18 protein-coding genes are annotated in these 21577 nt (G+C 67.5%); 10 read left to right on the top strand and 8 right to left on the bottom strand.

What is annotated here, in order from left to right; translation table 11 throughout:
- The first annotated feature begins 15 nt into the window (after nucleotides 1-15).
- The 5 genes from FBY33_RS11670 (at nucleotide 16) to FBY33_RS11650 (ending at nucleotide 6364) form a co-directional block, all read left to right on the top strand.
- Nucleotides 16-2538, top strand: a complete 2523-nt coding sequence (locus FBY33_RS11670; protein ID WP_142030710.1) for an MMPL family transporter — start codon at nucleotides 16-18, stop codon at nucleotides 2536-2538.
- Nucleotides 2539-2547: 9 nt separating this feature from the next.
- Entirely contained in the window at nucleotides 2548-3192 is a 645-nt protein-coding gene (locus tag FBY33_RS11665; RefSeq protein WP_142030709.1) for a Maf family protein, read from the top strand.
- Nucleotides 3193-3321: 129 nt separating this feature from the next.
- Complete coding sequence (locus FBY33_RS11660; RefSeq protein ID WP_142030708.1) at nucleotides 3322-5133, top strand: acetyl/propionyl/methylcrotonyl-CoA carboxylase subunit alpha; 1812 nt, start codon at nucleotides 3322-3324, stop codon at nucleotides 5131-5133.
- An 18-nt stretch (nucleotides 5134-5151) separates the two neighbouring features.
- Complete coding sequence (locus tag FBY33_RS11655; protein WP_142030707.1) at nucleotides 5152-5589, top strand: YybH family protein; 438 nt, start codon at nucleotides 5152-5154, stop codon at nucleotides 5587-5589.
- 43 nt (nucleotides 5590-5632) lie between these two features.
- A complete protein-coding gene (locus tag FBY33_RS11650) occupies nucleotides 5633-6364 on the top strand; it encodes a glutamine amidotransferase (protein WP_142030706.1) in 732 nt (243 codons plus the stop codon).
- 166 nt (nucleotides 6365-6530) lie between these two features.
- Here FBY33_RS11650 and FBY33_RS11645 read toward each other — a convergent pair whose 3' ends face one another.
- Nucleotides 6531-7940: an MFS transporter gene (locus FBY33_RS11645; RefSeq protein WP_142030705.1), complete on the bottom strand. Its 1410-nt coding sequence runs from the start codon at nucleotides 7938-7940 to the stop codon at nucleotides 6531-6533.
- A 277-nt stretch (nucleotides 7941-8217) separates the two neighbouring features.
- Between FBY33_RS11645 and FBY33_RS11640 the strand changes: the two genes are divergently transcribed.
- Genes FBY33_RS11640 through FBY33_RS11630 form a run of 3 tightly spaced genes read left to right on the top strand, consistent with a single transcriptional unit; the run spans nucleotide 8218 to nucleotide 13386 of the window.
- Nucleotides 8218-9630, top strand: a complete 1413-nt coding sequence (locus tag FBY33_RS11640) for an MFS transporter (protein ID WP_142030704.1) — start codon at nucleotides 8218-8220, stop codon at nucleotides 9628-9630.
- 1 nt (nucleotide 9631) lies between these two features.
- Nucleotides 9632-11827, top strand: a complete 2196-nt coding sequence (locus FBY33_RS11635) for a molybdopterin oxidoreductase family protein (protein WP_142030703.1) — start codon at nucleotides 9632-9634, stop codon at nucleotides 11825-11827.
- A complete protein-coding gene (locus FBY33_RS11630; RefSeq protein ID WP_142030702.1) occupies nucleotides 11824-13386 on the top strand; it encodes an FAD-dependent oxidoreductase in 1563 nt (520 codons plus the stop codon). The genes FBY33_RS11635 and FBY33_RS11630 overlap by 4 nt, the downstream gene beginning before the upstream one ends.
- A gap of 81 nt (nucleotides 13387-13467) precedes the next feature.
- On the opposite strand, the gene FBY33_RS11625 is transcribed toward FBY33_RS11630, so the two are convergent.
- The 7 genes from FBY33_RS11625 to FBY33_RS11595 all read right to left on the bottom strand — a co-directional run bounded on the left by FBY33_RS11625 (nucleotide 13468) and on the right by FBY33_RS11595 (nucleotide 18785).
- Entirely contained in the window at nucleotides 13468-13716 is a 249-nt protein-coding gene (locus FBY33_RS11625; RefSeq protein WP_142030701.1) for a hypothetical protein, read from the bottom strand.
- A gap of 140 nt (nucleotides 13717-13856) precedes the next feature.
- Nucleotides 13857-14240, bottom strand: a complete 384-nt coding sequence (locus FBY33_RS11620) for a hypothetical protein (RefSeq protein WP_142030700.1) — start codon at nucleotides 14238-14240, stop codon at nucleotides 13857-13859.
- 8 nt (nucleotides 14241-14248) lie between these two features.
- Nucleotides 14249-15835 (bottom strand): radical SAM protein, encoded by a 1587-nt coding sequence (locus tag FBY33_RS11615; RefSeq protein WP_142030699.1) that lies wholly within the window; start codon nucleotides 15833-15835, stop codon nucleotides 14249-14251.
- 16 nt (nucleotides 15836-15851) lie between these two features.
- A complete protein-coding gene (locus FBY33_RS11610; RefSeq protein ID WP_142030698.1) occupies nucleotides 15852-16196 on the bottom strand; it encodes a hypothetical protein in 345 nt (114 codons plus the stop codon).
- Nucleotide 16197: 1 nt separating this feature from the next.
- Nucleotides 16198-16548, bottom strand: coding sequence for a hypothetical protein (locus FBY33_RS11605; protein WP_142030697.1), 351 nt, complete (start codon nucleotides 16546-16548; stop codon nucleotides 16198-16200).
- Entirely contained in the window at nucleotides 16545-17303 is a 759-nt protein-coding gene (locus FBY33_RS11600; RefSeq protein ID WP_142030696.1) for a prolipoprotein diacylglyceryl transferase, read from the bottom strand. Before FBY33_RS11600 ends, FBY33_RS11605 begins: the two co-directional genes overlap by 4 nt.
- A 66-nt stretch (nucleotides 17304-17369) precedes the next feature.
- Nucleotides 17370-18785: an NAD(P)H-quinone dehydrogenase gene (locus tag FBY33_RS11595; RefSeq protein WP_142030695.1), complete on the bottom strand. Its 1416-nt coding sequence runs from the start codon at nucleotides 18783-18785 to the stop codon at nucleotides 17370-17372.
- 102 nt (nucleotides 18786-18887) lie between these two features.
- Between FBY33_RS11595 and FBY33_RS11590 the strand changes: the two genes are divergently transcribed.
- Both FBY33_RS11590 and FBY33_RS11585 read left to right on the top strand, forming a co-directional pair.
- On the top strand, nucleotides 18888-19706 hold the full coding sequence (locus tag FBY33_RS11590) for a purine-nucleoside phosphorylase (protein ID WP_142030694.1): 819 nt from the start codon (nucleotides 18888-18890) through the stop codon (nucleotides 19704-19706).
- Nucleotides 19707-19762: 56 nt separating this feature from the next.
- Nucleotides 19763-21511: a phospho-sugar mutase gene (locus tag FBY33_RS11585; protein ID WP_200831370.1), complete on the top strand. Its 1749-nt coding sequence runs from the start codon at nucleotides 19763-19765 to the stop codon at nucleotides 21509-21511.
- Nucleotides 21512-21577: the final 66 nt, after the last annotated feature.

Raw genomic sequence — 21577 nt, 5'->3', positions numbered from 1 at the left:
GATCGGTACACCCGCATGGCACTCCTCCTCTACCGCCTCGGCACGTTCTCCTACCGCCGGCGCTGGCTTGTCATCTCCCTGTGGCTTGCCGTGCTGGTGGCTGTAGGCGGATCGGCCGCGGCATTCCACGGCACCCCGTCCAACAACTTCCAGATTCCCGGGACTGAAACCCAGCGGATCGCGGACAAGCTCAAGCAGGAGCTGCCCTCGGCCTCCGGCGGCAGCGCCACGATCGTTTTCGAGGCCCCCGACGGCGGCTTCACGGCCGGGAGCAGGGCTGCCGTGACGGATGCGCTGAAGAAACTCCAGACCCTCCCCGAGGTCCGCGGCACGGTGGACCCGTTCGCCACCCAGGCACAGGTGGACCAGGCCGGCAAGGCCATCACCGACGGTGAACAGCAGCTGGCAGCAGGCCAGGCGCAGCTGGACGCCTCCCGCGCCCAGCTTGACGCCGGCAAGGCACAGCTGGCCGTAGCCGAGCAGCAGCTCACCGCCGCCGGAGCGCCGGCAGCACTGATTGAAGCCCAGCTGGGCCAGCAGAAGGCAGCACTCGCGCAGGGCCAGGCCAAGCTTGACGCCGGCACCCAGGAACTGGCCGCCAACAAGGCCAAGCTGGAACTGGGCAAGCGCCAGGCCCAGGGGGCATCGGCCATCCGCTTTGTGTCCGAAGACAACAAGGCTGCCGTGGCACAGGTGCAGTTCAACACCTCCATCAACGGACTGACCCCGGCCGTGCGCAAGCACGTGCAGGAGATCGCCCATGAAACCTCCTCGGCCGGCGTCACTGCACTGGCCAGCAAGGAAATCACCGAGGACATCTCAGCCCTGTTCGGCACCGCGGAAATCGTCGGCATCGCCGTTGCAGCGCTGGTCCTCATCCTGATGCTGGGCACGCTGATCGCCGCCGGGCTGCCGCTGCTGATGGCCATCATCGGCGTCGGCGTGGGCGTGGGCATCACGTTCGCCCTCTCCGGCCTGTTCGACATGAGCTCCATCTCCCCCATGCTGGCCCTCATGCTGGGCCTCGCCGTCGGCATCGACTACTCCCTGTTCATCGTTAACCGGCACCGGACCCAGCTCCTCGCCGGCATGGACCCTGAAGAGTCCGTGGCCCGGGCCAACGGTACCTCCGGCAACGCTGTGGTGTTCGCCGGCCTGACCGTCGTCATTGCCCTGGCCGCCCTGGTGGTCCCCGGACTGCCGTTCCTCACCGTCATGGGCCTTGCGGCAGCTGGAACCGTGGCAGTGGCAGTCCTCGTGGCCATCACCCTGACTCCCGCCATGCTGTCCCTGATCGGACGGCGCATCGTCTCCAAGCGTGCCTGGGCCAAGTCGGAGGCGCACAACGCCGAACCCGGCCACGAAGCCGCGGACCAGGCGACCGACCGCGAACGCAGCACCCGCGGATGGGGCGGCCTGGTCACCCGGCACCCGTGGGTGGCACTTATTGCCGGCGTCCTCCTGCTCGGCACGCTGGCCCTTCCCGCCACCCAGCTGCAGCTGGCCCTGCCCGACGGCGGCTCCGAGCCCGTGGAGTCCGAGGCCTACCAGGCCTATGACCTGACCGCGCGCAGCTTCGGAGAAGGCGTCACGGGACCCATCGTGGCCGTCGGTGAGTTCCCGGCGAACCTGGACGCAGCCCAGGCGCAGAAGCTGCAGTACGACATCGCGGACAAGCTCCGCGCCGTGGACAACGTGGTGGCTGCCGTGCCGGTGGCCCTCAGCGAAGACCGTCGGACCGCCGTTTTCCAGGTCATCCCCAAGGAAGGCCCGGCAAGTGCCAGCACCGTCAAGGTGGTTTCCGAGCTGCGGGGGCTCAACGGCCAGATCAAGGATGACTACAACGTGGCCATGGGACTGACGGGGCAGACCGCCGGCAACGTGGACGTCTCCACCAAGCTCGGTGACGCCCTGCCGCCCTACCTGGCGATCGTCGTCGGGCTTTCCCTGATCCTCCTGCTGCTGGTGTTCCGCTCCATCGTGGTCCCGCTGCTGGCCACGGGCGGCTTCCTGCTGTCCCTGTCAGCCGCCTTCGGCGCCGTGGTTGCCGTGTACCAGTGGGGCTGGTTGGGGAACGTCTTCGACGTGGCCAACCCCGGCGCGGTGCTCAGCTTCCTGCCCATCATCCTGATCGGCGTGCTGTTCGGCCTGGCCATGGACTACCAGGTGTTCATCGCCTCCGGCATGCGGGAGGCGTACATGCACGGATCATCCGCCAAGGAAGCGGTCCGGGTTGGCTTCCGGCACGCGGCCGCCGTGGTCACCGCCGCCGCGATCATCATGGTCAGCGTGTTCTCCGGCTTCATCTTCAGCCACCTCACCATGGTGCGGCCGCTGGGCTTTGCCATGGCGTTCGGCGTCCTGTTCGACGCCTTCGTGGTCCGCATGACCATCGTTCCGGCCGTGATGTACCTGCTCGGCGCGAAGTCCTGGTGGCTGCCGCGGTGGCTGGACCGGATCCTGCCGGACGTGGACGTGGAGGGCGCCAAGCTGAACCGTGGCCAGGCGGCACCGGTCTCCGGCGAGCTGGTCCACTAGGCTGAAGCGGTGCTCCATCTGATCCTCGCCTCCCAGTCCCCCGCCCGCACCAAGCTCCTGGCCGAGGCCGGCATCCGGCACACCGTGCTGGTGTCCGACGTCGACGAAGCAGCCGTGCAGGCGCACTACGGCGTCACGGACCCGCACGACACCGCGCTGCTGCTGGCCCGCGCCAAGGCCGAGGCCGTGGCGGCCCTGCCGGAAGCGGACGGCGCCCTGGTGCTGGGCTGCGACTCGGTCTTCGAGTTCGACGGCGAGGCGCACGGCAAGCCCTACACCGCCGACGTGGCCCGCGAGCGGATGCTCCGGATGAGCGGCAGTGCGGGGGTGCTGCACACTGGGCACTGGCTGGTGGACTGCAGGGACACGGACGACGACGGCAGCGGCCGCCGCGGCTCGGGCGCCACGGTGGGCGCGGTCGCCTCAGCCGAGGTTTCCTTCCTGGAGATGGACCCGGCAGAGATCGACGCCTACATCGCCACCGGTGAACCGCTCCACTGTGCGGGTTCCTTCACCATCGACGGCCTGGGCGGGGCCTTCATCCGGAAGGTCGACGGCGACCCGCACGCCGTCGTCGGCCTGTCGGTCTCCACCCTGCGCGGCCTGCTGGCGTCCGCCAACGTGCGCATCACGGACCTCTGGCCGCCCCGGTAAAACCCTCCCTTTCCGCACAGCTTGTAGCTTCCCTACAAAGGAAGGCCGCTTTACACGCGGATTCCGCAAGTAATATCGGCGGAACCTCCAAAACCGCGCTAGGCTCCCTGAAGGAAAGAAGGAGACGCCTTGTCAGCAAATTTGGAGCAGTCCGCAGGTACCACGCAGCCCAGCCTCACAAAGGTGCTGATCGCCAACCGGGGTGAAATCGCCGTGCGCATCATCCGGGCGGCGCGCGACGAAGGCATCGCCTCCGTGGCCGTCTACGCAGACCCGGACCGCGACGCGCTGCACGTGAAGCTCGCCGACGAGGCCTACGCCCTGGGCGGCACCACGGCTGCAGAGTCCTACCTGGTGATGGACAAGCTGATCGAGGTGGCCCTGCGCTCCGGCGCCGACGCCATCCACCCCGGCTACGGCTTCCTGGCCGAAAATGCCCAGTTTGCCGCACGCGTGATCGAAGCGGGCATCACCTGGATCGGCCCCTCCCCTGAGGCTATTTCCGCACTTGGCGACAAGGTCCAGGCACGGCACATCGCCGAAAAGGTCGGCGCACCGCAGGTGCCCGGGACCGCGGACCCGGTCGGTTCCGCCGAGGAAATCCTGGAGTTCGTCGACAAGTTCGGCCTGCCCGTGGCCATCAAGGCTGCCTTCGGCGGCGGCGGACGCGGCATCAAGGTGGCCCGCACCCGCGAAGAAATCCCCGAACTGTTCGAATCCGCCGTCCGCGAAGCCACGGCCGCCTTCGGCCGCGGCGAGTGCTTCATTGAACGCTTCCTGGACGCACCGCGGCACGTCGAGACCCAGTGCCTCGCCGACGCGCACGGCAACGTCGTCGTCGTCTCCACCCGCGACTGCTCACTGCAGCGGCGCAACCAGAAACTGGTCGAAGAGGCCCCGGCACCATTCCTCACCGACGAACAGAACCAGCGGCTCTACGAATCCTCCAAAGCCATCCTGAAGGAGGCCGGCTACCTCGGCGCCGGCACCTGCGAGTTCCTGGTGGGCCAGGACGGCACCATCTCCTTCCTTGAGGTCAACACCCGCCTGCAAGTGGAGCACTGCGTCTCCGAGGAAGTTACCGGCATCGACCTGGTCCGCGAACAGTTCCGGCTGGCCCGCGGCGAGGAACTGGGCTACGGCGACCCCGAGGTCCGCGGCCACTCGATCGAATTCCGCATCACCGGCGAGGACCCTGGCCGGAACTTCATGCCCGCCCCGGGCACCATCACAGGCCTGAAGAACCCCACCGGCCCCGGCGTCCGGATCGACTCCGGCGTGGAGCAGGGCGACGTCATCAGCGGCAACTTCGACTCCATGCTCTCCAAGCTGGTGGTCACCGGCGCCAACCGCACCCAGGCCCTGCAGCGCTCCCGCCGCGCCCTGGAGGAAATGGTGGTCGAGGGCATTCCCACCGTCATCCCGTTCGACCTCGCCGTCGTCTCCAACCCCGATTTCGCCCCCGCCGAGGGACCGTTCAAGGTCCACACGCGCTGGATCGAGACGTCCTTCGTAAACGACATCCCCGCCTGGACCCCGGACGGCACCGCGGACGCCGACAGTTCTGTGGAGGAGCGCCAGCGCGTGGTGGTGGAAGTGGGCGGCAAGCGCCTCGAGGTGGTCCTCCCCGCCTCACTGGGCACGCCGGGCACCGCGGCAGCCGCCGCCGGCAAGCCGGGCAAGTCCAAGAAGCGCTCCCGTTCCGCCGGCCCCGCAGCCGCCACGGGCAACGCCCTCACCTCCCCCATGCAAGGCACCATCGTGAAGGTTGCCGTGACGCACGGGGACGTGGTGTCCGAAGGCGATCTGGTGGTGGTCCTCGAGGCCATGAAGATGGAGCAGCCCCTCACCGCCCACCGGTCCGGCACCATCACGGGCCTGACGGCAACGGCTGGCGAAACGGTGTCCGCGGGCGCCATCATCGCCACCATCGAAGACTAGAAAGCAGTCCAGGCAGCCATGCTCGCACCAAGTTTCCAGGAAGAAGTGGACCGCTACCACCAGGCGGTTCCCGAAATCACCCAGGGCAACCCGGGGCCCATCAAGGAGCTCTACTCCCGCCTTGACGACGTCACCCTGGCCAATCCGTTCGGCGGCATAGCCCGCGGCTGGGCGCAGGTGGAGGCCCGGCTGGACCAAGCTGCCCGGCAGTTCCGCGACGGCGAGATGCTGGGCTTCGATACCGTCACCTCTTACACGGCCCGCGACACCGCCTACCTGGTGGAAACCGAGCACTTCCGGGCACGGCTGGACGGGGCAGCCGCCACCGAGGAGTTCGCGCTTCGCGTGACCAGCATCTTCCGCCGCGAGGAAGGGTACTGGAAACTGGTGCACCGCCACGCCGACCCCGCAGCGCGCCCACAGTCCCGCCGGTCGCTGACCCAGCCCGCCGGCTGAGCCGGTGCTGGCCGGGGGCGCCGCCAGGATGCAGACTTAGCTCATGCTGCCTTTCCTGCTCCTCGCCTCCCGCGCGGAAGACGCGGCCGCGGAGGACGAATACGCCGCCTACCTGAGGTACGGCGGCCTGGAGGAACGCGAGCTGCGCCGGGTTCGGCTCGAGGCCGCTCCCCTGCCCGCGCTGGATCTTTCGGAGTTCTCCGGCGTCATCGTGGGCGGCAGCCCCTTCACTTCCAGCGACCCGCCGGAGCAGAAAAGTCCGGTCCAGCACCGGGTGGAGCGGGAGTTGTCAGCCCTCCTGGACCACCTGGTGGCCCGCGACTTCCCGTTCCTGGGGGCGTGCTACGGGGTGGGCACACTGGGTAAACACCAGGGCGCCGTCATCGACCGGACCTATGGCGAGCCGCTGGGCGCCGTGGAGATCGAACTGACAGAGGACGGGCTGCACGATCCGGTGCTGCAGGGCATGCCACGGACCTTCACGGCGCTGACCGGCCACAAGGAGGCCGTCAGTTCGTTGCCCCCGCACGCGGTGCTGCTGGCAAGCTCGGCCACCTGCCCGGTCCACATGTTCCGGATCAAGACCAATCTTTACGCAACCCAGTTCCACCCCGAGCTGGATGCCGGGGGCCTGGTGACGCGGATCGACATCTACCGGCACGCCGGATACTTTCCGCCCGAATCCGCAGAGGAGCTGATGGCGGCGGCCAGCCGCTTCACCGTCACCGAACCCATGACGGTGCTGAAGAACTTCGTGGCCCGCTACGCCCGCTGACCCTGAGCCCGCTGAGCCGCACACCACCAAGCCGCGGCAGCCCGCCGTCGTGCATTCCCGCCCGGTTGCCTCCGGCACTTAAAGCAAATGCCCGGCACCATCCCTGTCATTGCAGGACGGCGCCGGGCAGGCCAGCCGGCAAGTGGGCTGGAATGCACGCGGAGCGTCAGGCCACGTTGTTCTCGTAGTCCAGGTCGCGGGTTTCGCGGGTGAGGAACAGCGCAACCAGGGTGAGCACGGCCATGGTCGTCAGGTAGACGCCTACCAGGACGGGGCTGCCCTTGGCCGTTTCCCACAGGGCCACGGCGATGAACGGAGCCACGGCCGCACCCAGGATGCTGGAGAAGTTGTAGCTGATGGCCGAGCCGGTGTACCGGACGTTCGTGGGGAACAGCTCCGGCAGCAGCGCTCCCATCGGCCCGAAGGTCAGGCCCATCAGGGAGAAGCCAAGGATCAGCAGGCCCATGGTGCCCACGAAGCCGCCGCTGAACAGCGGCACGAACAGCAGGCCGAACACGAAGATGCCCGCAGTGACGGCCAGGAGCATCTTACGCCGGCCGTACTTCTCGGCCAGGGGTCCGGACACTAGGGTGAAGATGCCGAAGAAGACGACGCCGGCAATCAGCATCCAGAGGAAGTCGTTGCGGCTGTAGCCAAGGCCGGGAACGAACGCGGCAGCTGCGGCTTCCGTCATGGGCTTTCCGGCCTTCTCGGCGGCAGCCTTGGCACCCTCCAAGGTGGGCTTGGTGCCGTAGGTCAGCGTGAACGTGGTCATCAGGTAGAACAGCACGTAGGTGGCCAGCATGATGAACGTGCCCAGGATCAGCTGGCGCCAGCTCGACTTGAAGACGCGGCCCAGCGGAAGCTTGGCTACCTCGTTGGATTCCACCACCTTGGTGAAGGCGGGGGTTTCGATCAGCTTGAGACGGACGTAGAGGCCAATGATCACCATGATGGCGCTGAGCAGGAACGGCACGCGCCAGCCCCATGCTGCGAAGGCCTCCGGGGTCAGCGTGTAGCTGGCCACCAGGAAGATGACGTTGGCGATGATGAAGCCGATCGGGGCTCCGAGCTGCGGGAAGGTGCCGTAGATGGCGCGCTTGTTGGCGGGTGCGTTCTCGGTGGCCAGCAGGGCCGCGCCGCTCCACTCGCCGCCGAGGGCCAGGCCCTGGGCGAAGCGCATGACCACCAGCAGGGCCGGTGCCCAGAACTCCCAGCCTTCCACCTTTGCGGTGGGCAGGCAGCCGATGAGGAAGGTGGCAATGCCCATGGTCAGCAGCGACGCAACAAGGGTTCCCTTGCGGCCGAACTTATCCCCGAAGTGCCCGAAGACGATCGAGCCGAGGGGGCGGGCAATGAAGGCCACGCCGAAGACGGCGAAGGAGCTCAGCAGCTGGGTGGTTTCGTTCACATTCGGGAAGAAAAGCTTCGGGAACACGAGCACGGCGGCCGTGGCGTAGACGTAGAAGTCGTAGAACTCCACTGTGGTGCCGATCAGGCTGGCCACGATAACGCGGCCTCGGGAGTTCACCGGCTGGTGCGAACCAGGCACCTTGGTGATATCGGTGGATGACATAGGTAAACGCTTTCATGGACCGGCCGGGCGCAGGCAAGGCTGCCTCCCGGCTCGAATAGTTAGAGTTCGATCTTACTTCGCCGCGTCCAGTCAATGGACGAAACGTCCACTATGCGGACCGCTGTTGCGTGTCCCACATTCCGGGCGGAAAGGACAGCCTCACGCTGCCCCGGCCGGCCGGATAGGCAAAAGTCACAGCGCGTTAACAAACATCGACCGTCCGCGAAACGCGCCGTCCCTACCTTGGAGGAACAACATCCCCCGAAGGAGGTAACCCGTGACTGTTGACCGCACTGTCGATGCCGGCGTACAGCCCGGCTCTACCCGCACCACAGACACCCTTGCCCTTGAGTTCCGCCCCGGCCGCTGGATCGCCAACTGGGATGCCGAGAACAAGGAACAATGGGAAACCGCTGGCCGCGCCATCGCCCGCCGCAATTTGAACTGGTCCATTTTCGCCGAATTCCTCGGCTTCGTCGTCTGGCAGCTGTGGTCCATCGTGGTGGTCCAACTTCCCGCCGCCGGCTTCACCTTCTCCACCTCGGAAATCTTCTGGCTCATCTCGATGCCAAGCCTCGTGGGTGCCACCCTCCGCATCCCGTACACCTTCATGGTCCCCCGCTTCGGCGGCCGCAACTGGACCATCGTGTCCGCCCTGCTGCTCCTGATCCCCTCCACCGGCCTGGCCCTGTGTGTCTCCAACCCGGAGACGCCCTTCGGCGTCATGCTGCTCGTTGCCGCCCTCGCCGGCTTCGGCGGCGGCAACTTCGCCAGCTCCATGGCGAACATCACGTTCTTCTACCCGGCCCGGGAAAAGGGCTGGGCGCTGGGCCTGAACGCCGCCGGCGGAAACCTGGGCGCCGCCGTCGCACAGCTTGCTGTTCCCATCGTGATCACCCTGCTGGCCGCCGGCACCGTCAACCTGCCCATGGCCGGCTGGATGTGGGTTCCCTTCATCCTTCTCGCGGCATACGGCGCCTTCAAGTACATGAACAACCTCACCAGCGCCAAGGGTGACGTGGCCGGCTCGGTCGCGGCACTCAAGGAACCGCACCTGTGGATCATGGCGCTGCTGTACATCGGTACTTTCGGCTCCTTCATCGGCTTTGCCGGTGTATTCCCCAAGCTGATCAAGGACTACTTCCCCGCGTTCTCCTCCATCGGAGTAGGCACCGTGGCCCTGTCCCTTGCGTTCCTGGGCCCCCTGGTGGGCTCGCTGGCCCGCCCCTACGGCGGACGCATGGCGGACCGGATGGGCGGGGCCCGGATGACCGTGGCCGCCTTCGCTTCCATGGTCGTCATCACGCTCACCATGATCTGGATCCTGCCCTTGAAGAACTTCTGGCTCTTCCTGGTCCTCTTCCTGATGCTGTTCACCGCCAGCGGCTTTGGAAACGGCGCCACGTACCGGATGATCCCGGTCATCTTCGCCACCTCCAGCCGGGCCGCACGCAACGGCGCCAGCTCGGTGGCCACCCAGCGCCTGGCGTCCTCGGCCCTCGGGCTGATCTCCGCAATCGGCGCGTACGGCGGCTTCGTCATTCCCCAGGTCCTGAACGCCTCCAGCACCGCCAGCGGCTCCTACACCCCCGCATTCTACGGATTCGTTGGCGCCTACGTCCTGATGCTGCTGGTCTGCTGGACCTGCTACATCCGCAACGCCGGCCGGAACGCGATGGGACACGTCTAACATGACCACAAGCGCCGACACGCACTGCCCTTACTGCGCCCTGCAGTGCGCCATGACGCTCACGTCCCCTGCGGACCTGGCCCCGGCCGCCCAGCCGGGGCCAGGCCCCGCGCCTGCACTTCCCTCCGCGCCTGCACTGGAGGTTGCAGGCCGGGACTTCCCCACCAACCGCGGCGGTCTGTGCCGCAAAGGCTGGACCTCCCCCGCACTCCTGAACCACGCCGGCCGGATCACCGAACCGCTCCTGAAAGGTCCCGACGGCGTACACCGGCCCATCAGCTGGGACCGTGCCATGGACCTCGCCGCGCAGGCCGTGAAGGACGCCCGCGCACGCTACGGCGCGGACGCCGTTGGCGTTTTCGGCGGCGGCGGCCTCACCAATGAGAAGGCCTACATGCTGGGCAAGTTTGCCCGCCTGGCCCTCGGCACCTCCCGCATCGACTACAACGGCCGGTTCTGCATGTCCTCCGCAGCAGCCGCGGGAATGCGTGCTTTCGGCGTGGACCGTGGCCTGCCCTTCCCGCTCGAAGCCCTGGATACCGCCAGCACCATCCTGATGCTCGGTTCGAACGTTGCCGAGACCATGCCGCCGTTCGTGCAGCACCTGCGGGGAGCCCGCGACGCCGGCGGGCTGGTGGTGGTTGATCCGCGCCGTTCGGCTACGGCAGCTTTCACGGCCGACGGCGGCGGCCTCCACCTCCAGCCCCTGCCGGGCACGGACCTTGTCCTGCTGCTGGGCCTTTCCCACGTGGTCATCCACGAGAACCTGGTGGACACCGCCTACATCCAGGCGCGCACCTCGGGCTACAGCGCCGTGGTCCGCAGCGTCAACGCCTTCTGGCCCGAACGCGTCCAGTCGTTGACCGGCGTCCCCGCCGACCTGATCCGCCAGACCGCCCGCATGCTCGCCGCGGGGGCACGGGAAGGCGGGAGCTACATCCTCACCGGACGCGGCGTGGAGCAGCACGTGGACGGCACCGACACCGCAACCGCCGCCATCAACCTCAGCCTCCTCCTGGGCCTTCCCGGCACGGCCCGCAGCGGGTACGGAACCCTCACCGGCCAGGGCAACGGCCAGGGCGGCCGCGAGCACGGCCAGAAGGCGGACCAGCTCCCGGGCTACCGCAAGATCACCGATCCCGCCGCCCGCGCACATGTCGCCGGCGTCTGGGGCGTCCCGGAGGAAACCATCCCCGGACCGGGTTTGCCCGCCGTACAGCTGCTGAAGTCACTGGGAAAGCCCGACGGCGTCCGGTGCCTTTTCGTGCACGCCTCCAACATCGCGGTGGCAGCACCTGACGCGAACGCCGTGATCGAGGGGTTGCGGAGCCTGGACTTCCTGGTGGTCTGCGACTTCTTCATGTCCGAAACCGCCGCCGAGGCGGACCTGATCCTCCCCGTGCTGCAGTGGGCCGAAGAGGACGGGACCTTGACCAATTTGGAAGGACGCGTGCTGCGTCGCCGCCGTGCCATCTCCCCTCCCGCCGGCGCCCGCAGCGAGCTGTGGATCATGGCCCGCCTCGCCGCGCGGCTCGACGCCCCGTCCACCTACAGCGAGGATCCGGAAACAGTTTTCGAGGAACTGCGCCGTGCCTCCGCGGGCGGCCTGGCCGACTACTCGGGCATCGACTACGCCATGCTGGACCGCGGCGAAGCCGCCTACTGGCCCTACCCGGCAGGCAGCAGCGGAACACCGCGCCTGTTCGCGGATGGCTTTGTGCACCCCGACGGCAAGGCGGTCATGGTCCCGGTAGTGCCGCGCCGCCGTCGTACTTCACCCGTCATGCCGGAGCCTGCCGGCAAAGCCATGACCCTCATCACCGGCCGGCTCCTGGAGCATTACCAGTCCGGCGCCCAGACGCGTCGGGTAGCCGAACTCATCGCCGCCCAGCCTGAAGCCAGAGTGCAGATCCATCCCTCTGCGGCAGACGCCATGGGCATCGCCGCCGGATCACTGGTCTCCGTGGCAAACGGGCGGGGTGAGGTGGTCTGCCGGGCGGAGCTCAGCACTGCCATCCGTCCCGAGACGGTCTTCTTGCCCTTCCACTTCCCTGGCGCGGAAAGCGCAAACCGCCTCACTGAAGCCGCCACCGATCCCATCTCCGGGATGCCCGAATTCAAATTCAACACCGTGTGGGTCCGGCCCGTGGCCACCCCCGATTCCGCCCGCACGCTGCAAACGACGGAGGCCTCATGAGCGAGCAGATTGTCATCGTGGGATTCGGCCCCGTGGCCGCCAGGCTGGTGGACGAGCTCCTCCCTGCCGTGCGCGCAGGGCAGGTCCAGCTCACTGTGCTCGGCGAGGAAACCGAGGCCGCCTACAACCGCGTCCTCGTGGCCGACCTCGGCGTTGGCCGGACCACCGCTGACGCACTGGCCCTTGCCGATGCCGCCGAACTGGCGGCGGAGGGCGTGGAGGTCCGGCTGGGCGTGCGGGTCAAACGCGTGGACAGGGCCCGGCAGCAGGTCCTGCTCGCCGACGGAGCACCCGTGCACTACGACCGGCTGGTGTTTGCCACCGGGTCCCGGCCCGTCATCCCGAACCTGACCGGAATCAACCCGGATCCGGCCTCGCCCGTGCTTCCCGCGGGTGTCACAGCGCTGCGGGACCTCCGCGACGCGGCTGTCCTGCGGCAGGCGGTGGACGGCGGCAAGCGGGTGGTGGTCCTGGGCGGCGGCGTCCTGGGCCTGGAAACGGCGCTGGCCGCCGCGGAGGAAGGCGCCACCGTCACCGTGGTCCATAACGGGCCGCACCCCCTGGGCCGCAGCATCGACCGCGGCGGCGGAGCCGTCCTGGCTGCCGGACTGCGCCGCTGCGGCGTCCGGGTGGCGGGCAACGCCCGCTCCACCGGCGTTGAGCACAACGGCCCCGACGGCGGTTTCTCCGCTTTGCTGCTGGACGACGGGCAGGCGATTGACGGCGACCTCCTGGTCATCTCGTGCGGGGTGCGTCCCCGCACCGAGCTGGCCGATGGCTGCGGGCTTTCCACCGGGACCGGGATCCTGGTGGACCACCGCCTGCGGGCGCACCACGAACCACACATCTTTGCCATCGGTGACTGCGCCGAGGTCCGTTGCCCTGACCCCGGCTGCGCCGCATGCCGCAACTCCACCGGGCCGTCCGGGCTCGTGGGCCCGGGCTGGCGGCAGGCCGAGTGGCTGGCAGGCTATCTCACGCTGCTGGCCACCGGCGAGGCGGAGGAGGCGGAACTGCTGCCCGCCCTGCCGCCTGAACAGCCCGGCGTCGTGGTCCTGAAAGCCCGGGGCATGAACCTGGCGGTGGCCGGGAACAACGCCGCCGATCCCTGGGACGAGGAAGCGCTCACGGCGGGGGCAGCCAACGGCAGGGCCCGCCTGCAGGTGGCCCAGTGGGCTGATCCCGAGCATGGCCGGTACGTCAAGATGACCACGCGCGGCGGCGTGCTCGAAGGCCTGGTGGCGGTGGGGATGCCCCGCACCGCTTCAGAACTGGTGGGGCTCTTTGAACGGGGCGCCGAACTGCCTGCCGACCGCTCGCTCCTCCTCCGCCTGGACGGACCGGACCAGCTGCCGGGGAATGCCGTCACGGACCCCGCCGGGACCGTGTGCAGGTGTGCGGGCGTCAGCGGTACTGCCATCCAGGGAGCGGTGCAGGAAGGGTGTTCCACGGTGGCGGACGTCTCCAAGGCCACCCGCGCGGGCACGGGCTGCGGCGGCTGCCACGAGGACATCAAGGGCCTCATCGAACGGCACTTCCAGGCGGTACCGGCAGCCTGACTAACCCCTGTCCTCCCGCAGACCCTGCGCGGATTTCCACAGTGGCCTGTCTAACCTCTGTTCCGCGTGAATGCGGATCCGTCAGGTAGTGGCGGCGCCGTTGAACGCACCATCCGCCACGGCCTCGGCATACTCCGTCAGGTCCGGACCCGGCTGGAAGTCCACGAACTGGTCCTTCAGCTTTTCAAAGAGGAATTTGTACACCTGGTCCTTGTCCGATCCGGACAGCGACGACGCCGCTTCGCGGACGGCCTCCTGCAGGGCCCGGTCGGCGTCCAGCAGGATCTTTTCACGCGCCTGCTCGTTCCATTTCACATCCTGCAATTCCATGGGCTTCTCCTCGCTTTGACGGGTCAAAACGGTACGGCCGGGAACTTCGTTGGAAATTCCCGGCCCTGCCTCGTCCGAGTCTATGCAGATGCCCGCGCGGCGGTCCAGCCTTCAGGACGCCCCGGTCGCAGGGCGCCTCTTCACACCCCGAACATACGTCCCGCAAGCAGGTAGATTCCGTAGGCGCCGGAAGCCAGGAGGACAGCCAGATAAGCCAGCACCAGCCGCGTATCGCGCAGGTAGCACTTGGACTTCTTGAGGCCGCGTCGACGCGCTTTCCAGTATCCGATGAGTCCTATGGCTGCAAAGACGGACAGCGCCAGGGGGCCCGCAAGCCACCCCAGCAGGGCAATTGTGGCGAAGATGCACAGGCGCAAGGGGTCAAAAGGCGCTTCTTCGGTGCTGCCAGGGCCGGAACCCGGTGGAGCCGAGGGTGCTTCAGGAGTGGTGCCGTGCCTGCCGCCCAGCAGCTGTGAGGGCAGCGGCCCGGCGGCGATCCGCCTGGCATGCGACGCTGGGTCCATCGTTCCCCCTAAACCTGACGCATCGGGAGCAGCCGGACACCGGTGGCGGTGCTCATGCGCTGCCTCGCCAGCGAAGGCCATGCCTGCACTGCGCAGAACGGAGCACACTGGTGGGCGCCGGCGTCGCTCTTGGTTCCTACGTGGACGCAGCACTGCGTGAGCCGCTCCTCGATCATCGTGGAGATGTCCATGAACGGCTTGACCATGATCCGGGTGACCCGTTCCGCGAGGAGCCTGCGCAGGCGTTGTTGCTGGCCAGGGAGCTTGCCTGCCGCCAGGGTGGTCAGCGTGCCGATGCCCAAATCGCACTGGGAGCAGATGTTCTTCCAGAGGTCCATGGTGCGTGGGTGGGACAGCGACGCCTGCTCGCTCAGCAGGTCCAGCAGCGAGGTTTTCATCAGGTTCCGCAGCTCCAGCGGGATGGAGCTGTCAGCGATCCGGTTCGCAAGGCTGTCCGGGTTGAGCTCCAGCCACGTCAGCAGCTGATCGTGCCCGACCAATGATGTCAGGGACCTCCAGACTCCCGCGTCGTCCTTCAGCATGTAGCCCACCGAGGCGCAGTGCGGGTGGGAGCAGGGCAGTGCCGTCAGGTCGTGCCAGGACACGACACCGTTGGTTTGCTCAGCCAACCTCTCCAGGACGCCTGTATGGGTGAGCCGGTCCAAGGGATCGATGCCGTGTCCGCGTCCTGAACCGAAGACGGGCTGCAGCGCCACCCCGCCAATAAAGGGAGTCTCCAGGGCACGCATCACCACGGCACCCACTTCACCATCGTTGACCCCAAGGGCTGCCGTCATGGTCAGCGTGGTAAAGATGCCCGCTTCCGACAAGCGGGCGATTGCCGCATCTTTGAAGCGGGTCAAATCCCCGCCGCGGTGGTAAATCGACGATTCCCTGGACGGACCGTCGTACTGGAGGTACACCTCCACCCTGTCCCGGTGCCGTGCCAGCAAGGCGAGGAGGTCGTCATCGGTGGCAATCAGCATGCCATTGCTGTTCACCATGATCCGGACGATCGGCCGGGAAACGAGTTCGTCCAGCAGTTCGGCCAAATAGGGGTACAGCGTAGGTTCACCGCCGGAGAGCATTAGCACATCCAGCCGGTTGTTCTCCCGGGCCAAGCGGGTGTCCACATTGTCGAGCACCTCCTGAAGCGGCGCGACTCCCTGCAGTTGCGGGCCCGACGCCGTAAAACAGGTGGGACAGCGCAGGTTGCAGTGCTCGATGATGTCCTGCAGGAGGATACAGGTGTGCTGAGTCTGCATGGCCGGAAGCCCGAAGGCATAGGCCCCAGGGACAGCGCGGAAATTGTCGGCCTGGTCAGGGATGTGCTGCTTCGTGGGCGCCTGCCACTTCTCCAGGTAGCGCAGGATTTCCGCCGACTCGTCGTACAGGGTGCGGACCAGGCCATGGTCCGGGCAGCCGCGTTCGAGCCACACGCGACCTTCACGGACAAGCAACGCCCCGGACAGCCGCCGGACCTCGCTGAGTGGCGGGTCGGTTTCGTGGCATTGGGGGCAGAAAGCGGTCACATAACGGTGGATCCTGTCACCGCGCAGCGGCTGGCCTGGCCCTGGCAACTGTTGAGTCCTCATGATTCGGCACCCTTCTTCAAATTTCGACCTGTGTAAGGGCACCCACGCAAAGTCCCCCGCCGAGCAACGTGAAAATGCCGAGCCCAATCAGTAAGCCCGCTCCGGTGCGTGAAGTGCGGGGATTAACGGCAAGAACGATGGCCAGCCCCAGATAGACGGCGATCGGGACGAAGGCGGCCGGCCCGGCGAAGATGCTGGCGGGCCAAGGTGGTGGACCGACCTCTATCGTTGCCCAAAGGTAGAGGATGTACAGGGCCGCAGCGCCGAAAACGGCTCCGGACCCCAGATAACCACCCCGGTTCTCCCGCTTCTGCCCGCTCCCTTGCTCCCCTGGCGGCGGAACCGACTGGTCGTCGTCCATGTCAGCCCCGGACCTGGGCAAGGAACGTAACGCAGAGTCCGCCACCCAGCAACAAGAAGGCGCCCAGGCCGATCAGCAGCCCTGTGCCCAGGCGCGACGTCCGGCGACGCACTGCCAGCACGATCGCCATCGCCAGGTACAGGGCGATGGGGATGAACGGGGCCGGGATGGAGAGGAAGGTGGCCGACCAGGCATAAGGCCCCTGCGCCATGGTTCCCAGTACATAGACGGCGTACAGGGCCAGGGCCCCGAAAAAAGCCCCCATACTCATTGATCCGGACTTCGAGGCTTGCGGCGCCGGGTCGTCCTGGTTCGGCGGTGGCGGAGGGGTCTCAGCCGTGTCGTCACTCATGCTGAGGTTCCTTCCATCTCACGGCGGAGTGATGGGCCGAAGACACGCCGGACCCGCCATACCAAGAGGGGCAAAACCGTCAGCAGGAACCATTGGGGCCGGCTCATCCCCAGCCAGAGCACCTCGTTGCCCCGGACGAATTCGACGACGAACCTGAAGAGGGCATAAGCGCTGACGAAGCAGATAAAGAGGTCGCCGGGGTGGGGCAGGCGGTCCCGGTAGCGCCACATCAGGGCAAAGGCCGCGAGGTGGAAGACAATCTCGTAGGCGAACGACGGATGAAGTCCCACCCCGGCCTGGGCCCCGGTCAGCGCGGCCTGCGCCGGAGTGAGGAACACTCCCCAGGCTCCCCCGGTCGGCGTTCCGGGGAGCTCTGTTAGAAGGCAGCCGATACGCCCAATGATGAGCGCCAGGGCTACTGCCGGGGCCAGCAGGTCACCCGTCGGCTGCCGGTAACCGGTCAATCGTTTGGCCAGGAGGACGCCGAACCAGGCTCCTACCAGGCCGGCCAGGATGCTGCGGTCGCCATTGCCCCACCAGTCAGCCAGTGAAACTTGGCGCGAGATGTCCCAGGTGAGCACCCGGGAACCGATGGCTCCGAACGCAACGGCAAAACCCGCAATAGGCCACAACCGGGGATCGCTGAGCCCGCGGCGACGCTTCTCATACGCGTAGAACAGCAGGGCTGCGAGGATTCCCAGCCCGACGAAGCCGGCATGTACCAGCCCGTTTCCCGCGAAGGGAAGCCCGATCATGAGCAGAGTGTAACAACGGGTTGCCCGTGGAATGCGGGCCCTTCGGCCCTTACATGGGCGGGTGCCCTACATGTGGACGTGCAGGCGGCGGGCGGCCTCGGAGATGGATCCGGTCAGCGACGGGTAGACCGTGAAGGTGCTGGCGAGGTCGTCCACATGCAGCTTCTGCTTGACCGCGATGGAGATCGGGAAGATCAGTTCGGAGGCGTTGGGGCCCACAACCACGCCGCCGATCACCGTGCCGGAGCCCTTGCGCGCGAAGATCTTGACGAACCCGTCCTTGGCGTTGCGCATCTTGGCGCGGGCGTTGCTGCGCAGGGAGAGCTTGACGACGTCGGCCTGGTACTTGCCGGACTCGATGTCGGCTTCGGAGACGCCCACGTTCGCGATTTCGGGCGAGGTGAAGATGTTGGATGCCACCTGGTGGAGCTTGAGCGGGGTGACGACGTCGCCCATGAAGTGCGCCACGGCGATGCGGCCCTGCATGGCGGCCACGGAGGCCAGCGGCAGGACGCCTGTGCAGTCACCGGCGGCATAGATGTTGGGGGCGGTGGTGCGGGAGACGCCGTCCACCTTGATGTGGCCGCTTTCGCTGACGGCCACGCCCGCCTCCTCGAGGCCCAAACCTGCCGTGTTGGGGATGGACCCGAGGCAGAGCAGGCAGTGGCTGCCGGTCACCGTGGAGCCATCGGAAAGGGTGACCAGCACGCCGTCGTCCGTGCGTTCCACGGTCTGGGCGCGGGAGCGGGACAGGACCCGGACGCCGCGGCGTTCGAAGACTTCCTCCAGGACAACGGCGGCGTCAACGTCGGAGCCGGGCAGCACCCGGTCGCGGCTGGACACCAAGGTGACCTTGGAACCAAGGCCGTTGTAGGCGGAGGCGAACTCCGCACCGGTGACGCCGGACCCCACCACGATGAGTTCCTCGGGCAGCTCGTCCAGGTTGTAGATCTGGGTCCAGTTCAGGATCCGCTCGCCGTCCGGGCGGGCCGTCTCCAGCTCGCGGGGGTGTGCACCCACGGCCAGCAGGATGGTGTCCGCTTCAACGGTCTCGGTGCCGTCCACCGTCAGGACCTCGATGGTGTGGCTGTCCAGGAGCCGGCCGGAACCGGCAATAATCCGCACGCCCAGCTTCTCCAGGGCGTCGCGGATGTCATGGGACTGGTTGCGCGCCAGGTTGAGGAGCCGGTCGTTGATGTGCTTGAGGTCGGCCCGCATCACCGGCACGAAGTCGCCGCCGTCGACGTCGAATTTCACGCCCAGCTCTCCGGCCTCGGCCACGCGGGTCATCAGGTCAGCCGTGGCAATGAGGGTCTTGGAGGGAACCACATCGGTCAGCACGGCCGATCCACCCAGGCCCGCGCGTTCGATGATGGTGACCGTCGCCCCGAGCGAGGCGGCCACCATGGCGGCTTCGTATCCGCCCGGGCCACCTCCCAGGATTGCGATCCGGGGGGAACTGAAATCTGGATGCGTAGTCACAGTCATCCATTCTCGCCCATTTGCCGCTGACCACCAAGAAGACAGGGCCCTTCCGGGCCAGCCGTGACGGGGGCAACACGGGCGGCACGATAACTTGTACTGGTGAGTACAACAGACTTCCTGAACACGGACCCGTTTGCCGCCGCCCGCGCCGCAGCGGACTACATCGCCGAAGAGACAGGCGTGGACCGGCACGATACCGCCCTGGTCCTCGGCTCCGGGTGGGGCGATGCCGCGGGCCTCATCGGCGAGACCACCGCCACCCTGTCCGCCGAAGAAGTTCCGGGCTTCCACGCCCCGGCCGTGGAGGGCCACGTGGGCACCATCCGCTCCATCCTCACCCCCTCGGGAAAGCGGGCCCTGGTGCTCGGTGCCCGCACGCACTACTACGAGGGCAGGGGTGTCCGGGCCGTGGTCCACGGAATCCGGACCGCGGCTGCCGCCGGATGCGGCACCCTGGTCCTCACCAACGGCTGCGGCGGACTCAACGAGGACTGGGCCCCCGGCACCCCGGTACTGATCAGGGACCACATCAACCTCACCGCGGCATCCCCTTTGGAGGGCGCCACGTTCGTGGACCTGACAGACCTGTACTCGCCCCGGATCCGCGGCCTGGCCCGCGAGGTGGACCCCAGCCTGGCGGAGGGCGTGTACGCCCAGTTCCCCGGCCCGCACTACGAGACCCCGGCCGAAGTGCAGTACGCCAAGCGCATCGGTGCCGACCTCATCGGCATGTCCACGGCGCTGGAAGCCATCGCCGGGCGGCACGCCGGCATGGAAGTGTTTGGAATTTCGCTGGTCACCAACCTCGCAGCGGGGATCAGCCCCCAGCCGCTCAGCCACCAGGAAGTGATCGAATCCGGCCGGGCAGCGGGCCCGCGCATCTCCAGGCTGCTGGCCGATATCATCGCCCGGCTCTAACGTTCCCGGCCGCCGGGTGCGTCACGCGGCCGGGCAATGACGATAGCGTTATGCCCATGACGTCTTCCGATGCCGAACTTCGCCTGCTCACCGAGGCCCGCGAATGGGCTGCCCAAGACCCGGATCCCGCAACGAAGGCATCGCTCCTTGAGCTTGTCCGCCGTGTTGGGGACGGCGATCCGGTAGCCCGGCAGGAACTGGAAGACAGCTTCCGCGGCACGCTGCAGTTCGGCACGGCCGGGCTGCGCGCCGCACTGGGCCCGGGGCCGAATCGGATGAACCGGGTGGTGGTGCGCCGCGCCGCAGCGGGACTCGCCTCCTTCCTGCTCGATGCAGTGGCCAAGGCCGCGCCGGGCACCCGGCCGCGCGCCGTCGTCGGGTATGACGCCCGGCATAACTCCGATGCCTTCGCGGCGGAAACGGCAGCGATCTTCGCCGCCGCCGGCATCGAGACCTTCCTGCTCCCGGCACCACTCCCCACTCCCCTGCTGGCGTACGCCGTCCGCGCCCTGGACTGCGACGGCGGCGTCATGGTCACCGCCAGCCACAACCCGCCCCAGGACAACGGCTACAAGGTGTACCTCGGCCGGCATGCCGTGGCGGCGGACGGTGACGGCGCCCAGATCGTGGCGCCCTACGATGCGGAAATCGCCGCGCGGATCAGCGCCGTGGGACCGCTGGAATCCATCACGCTGGCAGAGGGCGCCTGGACCGTCCTGGACGGCTCGCTGGCGGCTGGGTATGAGCGGGCGACGGCGGCACTCACCATGCCGGACCGCTTCCCCGCCCGCGATCTGCGCATTGTCCTCACCCCGCTGCACGGCGTCGGCGGCGGGACGGCCATGGATGTCCTGAAGACGGCAGGTTTCACAGATGTCACCGTGGTGGCCGAACAGGCCGAACCAGACCCCGATTTTCCCACCGTAAGCTTCCCCAACCCGGAGGAACCCGGGGCCCTGGACCTTGCCCTCGAAGCGGCCGCCCAGCTGGACGCCGACCTCGTCATCGCCAACGACCCCGACGCCGACAGGGCAGCCGTGGCGGCAAAAGACCCCGACACCGGGGCGTGGCGGATGCTCCGGGGCGACGAAGTGGGTTCCCTACTGGGTGCCCACGTGGTGGCGCGGCTCTCTGACGGCCGCACCGGCGCGGAGGCCGACGGCCGCGGCGTCTTTGCCAATTCGATTGTTTCCTCACGGCTGCTGGCCCGCATCGCCGCCGCGGCCGGCTTCGCCCACGAGGAAACCCTGACCGGCTTCAAGTGGATTTCCCGGGTTCCCGGGCTGGTCTACGGCTACGAAGAGGCGCTGGGGTACTGCGTGGCCCCGGAACTGGTGAAGGACAAGGACGGCATTTCGGCCGCCGTCCTGATTGCCGAACTCGCGGCCGCCGCCAAAGCCGCAGGCAAGACCGTCTTCGACACCCTGGATGAGCTGTACCTCCAGCACGGCCTGCACGCCAGCGACCAGTTGAGCATCAGGGTTGCGGACTTGGGGCTGTTGGACGCCATGATGAACCGCCTGCGGGTTTCGCCGCCGGAATCGTTCGGACAGTCAGCAGTGGAGGTCTTCACGGACCTGGCCGAGGGCAGTGCCCAGTTGCCGCCCACCGAGGGGCTGCTCTACATCACCCGCAACCTGACCCGCGTGATCATCCGGCCCAGCGGCACGGAGCCCAAGCTCAAGTGCTATCTGGAGGTTATCCACCAGGTAGGCTCCGCCGCGGAGTTGCCGGCGGCGCGCCAGGCCGCACGCGCCTCACTGGATGAGGTACTGCACGACGTCAGCGAAGCGCTGGGTCTTTAACACTCCTGGGTTAAAGCCCAAAGGGGCGCCAGGACCACCACAGGCCCTGCGCCCCTTGAAGGGTCT

Source organism: Arthrobacter sp. SLBN-112, assembly GCF_006715225.1.
In the GTDB taxonomy this organism is placed as follows: Bacteria; Actinomycetota; Actinomycetes; order Actinomycetales; family Micrococcaceae; genus Arthrobacter.
Note: the sequence above shows the minus strand (reverse complement) of the source record. Positions and strands in the feature narration are given on the sequence as shown.

Bases quoted from the DNA above. Each gene is read 5' to 3' on its own strand.
- FBY33_RS11670 (WP_142030710.1), top strand. From the start codon at position 16: ATGGCACTCCTCCTCTACCGCCTCGGCACGTTCTCCTACCGCCGGCGC.
- FBY33_RS11655 (WP_142030707.1), top strand. From the start codon at position 5,152: ATGCTCGCACCAAGTTTCCAGGAAGAAGTGGACCGCTACCACCAGGCG.
- FBY33_RS11650 (WP_142030706.1), top strand. From the start codon at position 5,633: ATGCTGCCTTTCCTGCTCCTCGCCTCCCGCGCGGAAGACGCGGCCGCG.
- FBY33_RS11645 (WP_142030705.1), bottom strand. From the start codon at position 7,940: ATGTCATCCACCGATATCACCAAGGTGCCTGGTTCGCACCAGCCGGTG.
- FBY33_RS11635 (WP_142030703.1), top strand. From the start codon at position 9,632: ATGACCACAAGCGCCGACACGCACTGCCCTTACTGCGCCCTGCAGTGC.
- FBY33_RS11630 (WP_142030702.1), top strand. From the start codon at position 11,824: ATGAGCGAGCAGATTGTCATCGTGGGATTCGGCCCCGTGGCCGCCAGG.
- FBY33_RS11625 (WP_142030701.1), bottom strand. From the start codon at position 13,716: ATGGAATTGCAGGATGTGAAATGGAACGAGCAGGCGCGTGAAAAGATC.
- FBY33_RS11620 (WP_142030700.1), bottom strand. From the start codon at position 14,240: ATGGACCCAGCGTCGCATGCCAGGCGGATCGCCGCCGGGCCGCTGCCC.
- FBY33_RS11615 (WP_142030699.1), bottom strand. From the start codon at position 15,835: ATGAGGACTCAACAGTTGCCAGGGCCAGGCCAGCCGCTGCGCGGTGAC.
- FBY33_RS11610 (WP_142030698.1), bottom strand. From the start codon at position 16,196: ATGGACGACGACCAGTCGGTTCCGCCGCCAGGGGAGCAAGGGAGCGGG.
- FBY33_RS11605 (WP_142030697.1), bottom strand. From the start codon at position 16,548: ATGAGTGACGACACGGCTGAGACCCCTCCGCCACCGCCGAACCAGGAC.
- FBY33_RS11600 (WP_142030696.1), bottom strand. From the start codon at position 17,303: ATGATCGGGCTTCCCTTCGCGGGAAACGGGCTGGTACATGCCGGCTTC.
- FBY33_RS11585 (WP_200831370.1), top strand. From the start codon at position 19,763: ATGACGTCTTCCGATGCCGAACTTCGCCTGCTCACCGAGGCCCGCGAA.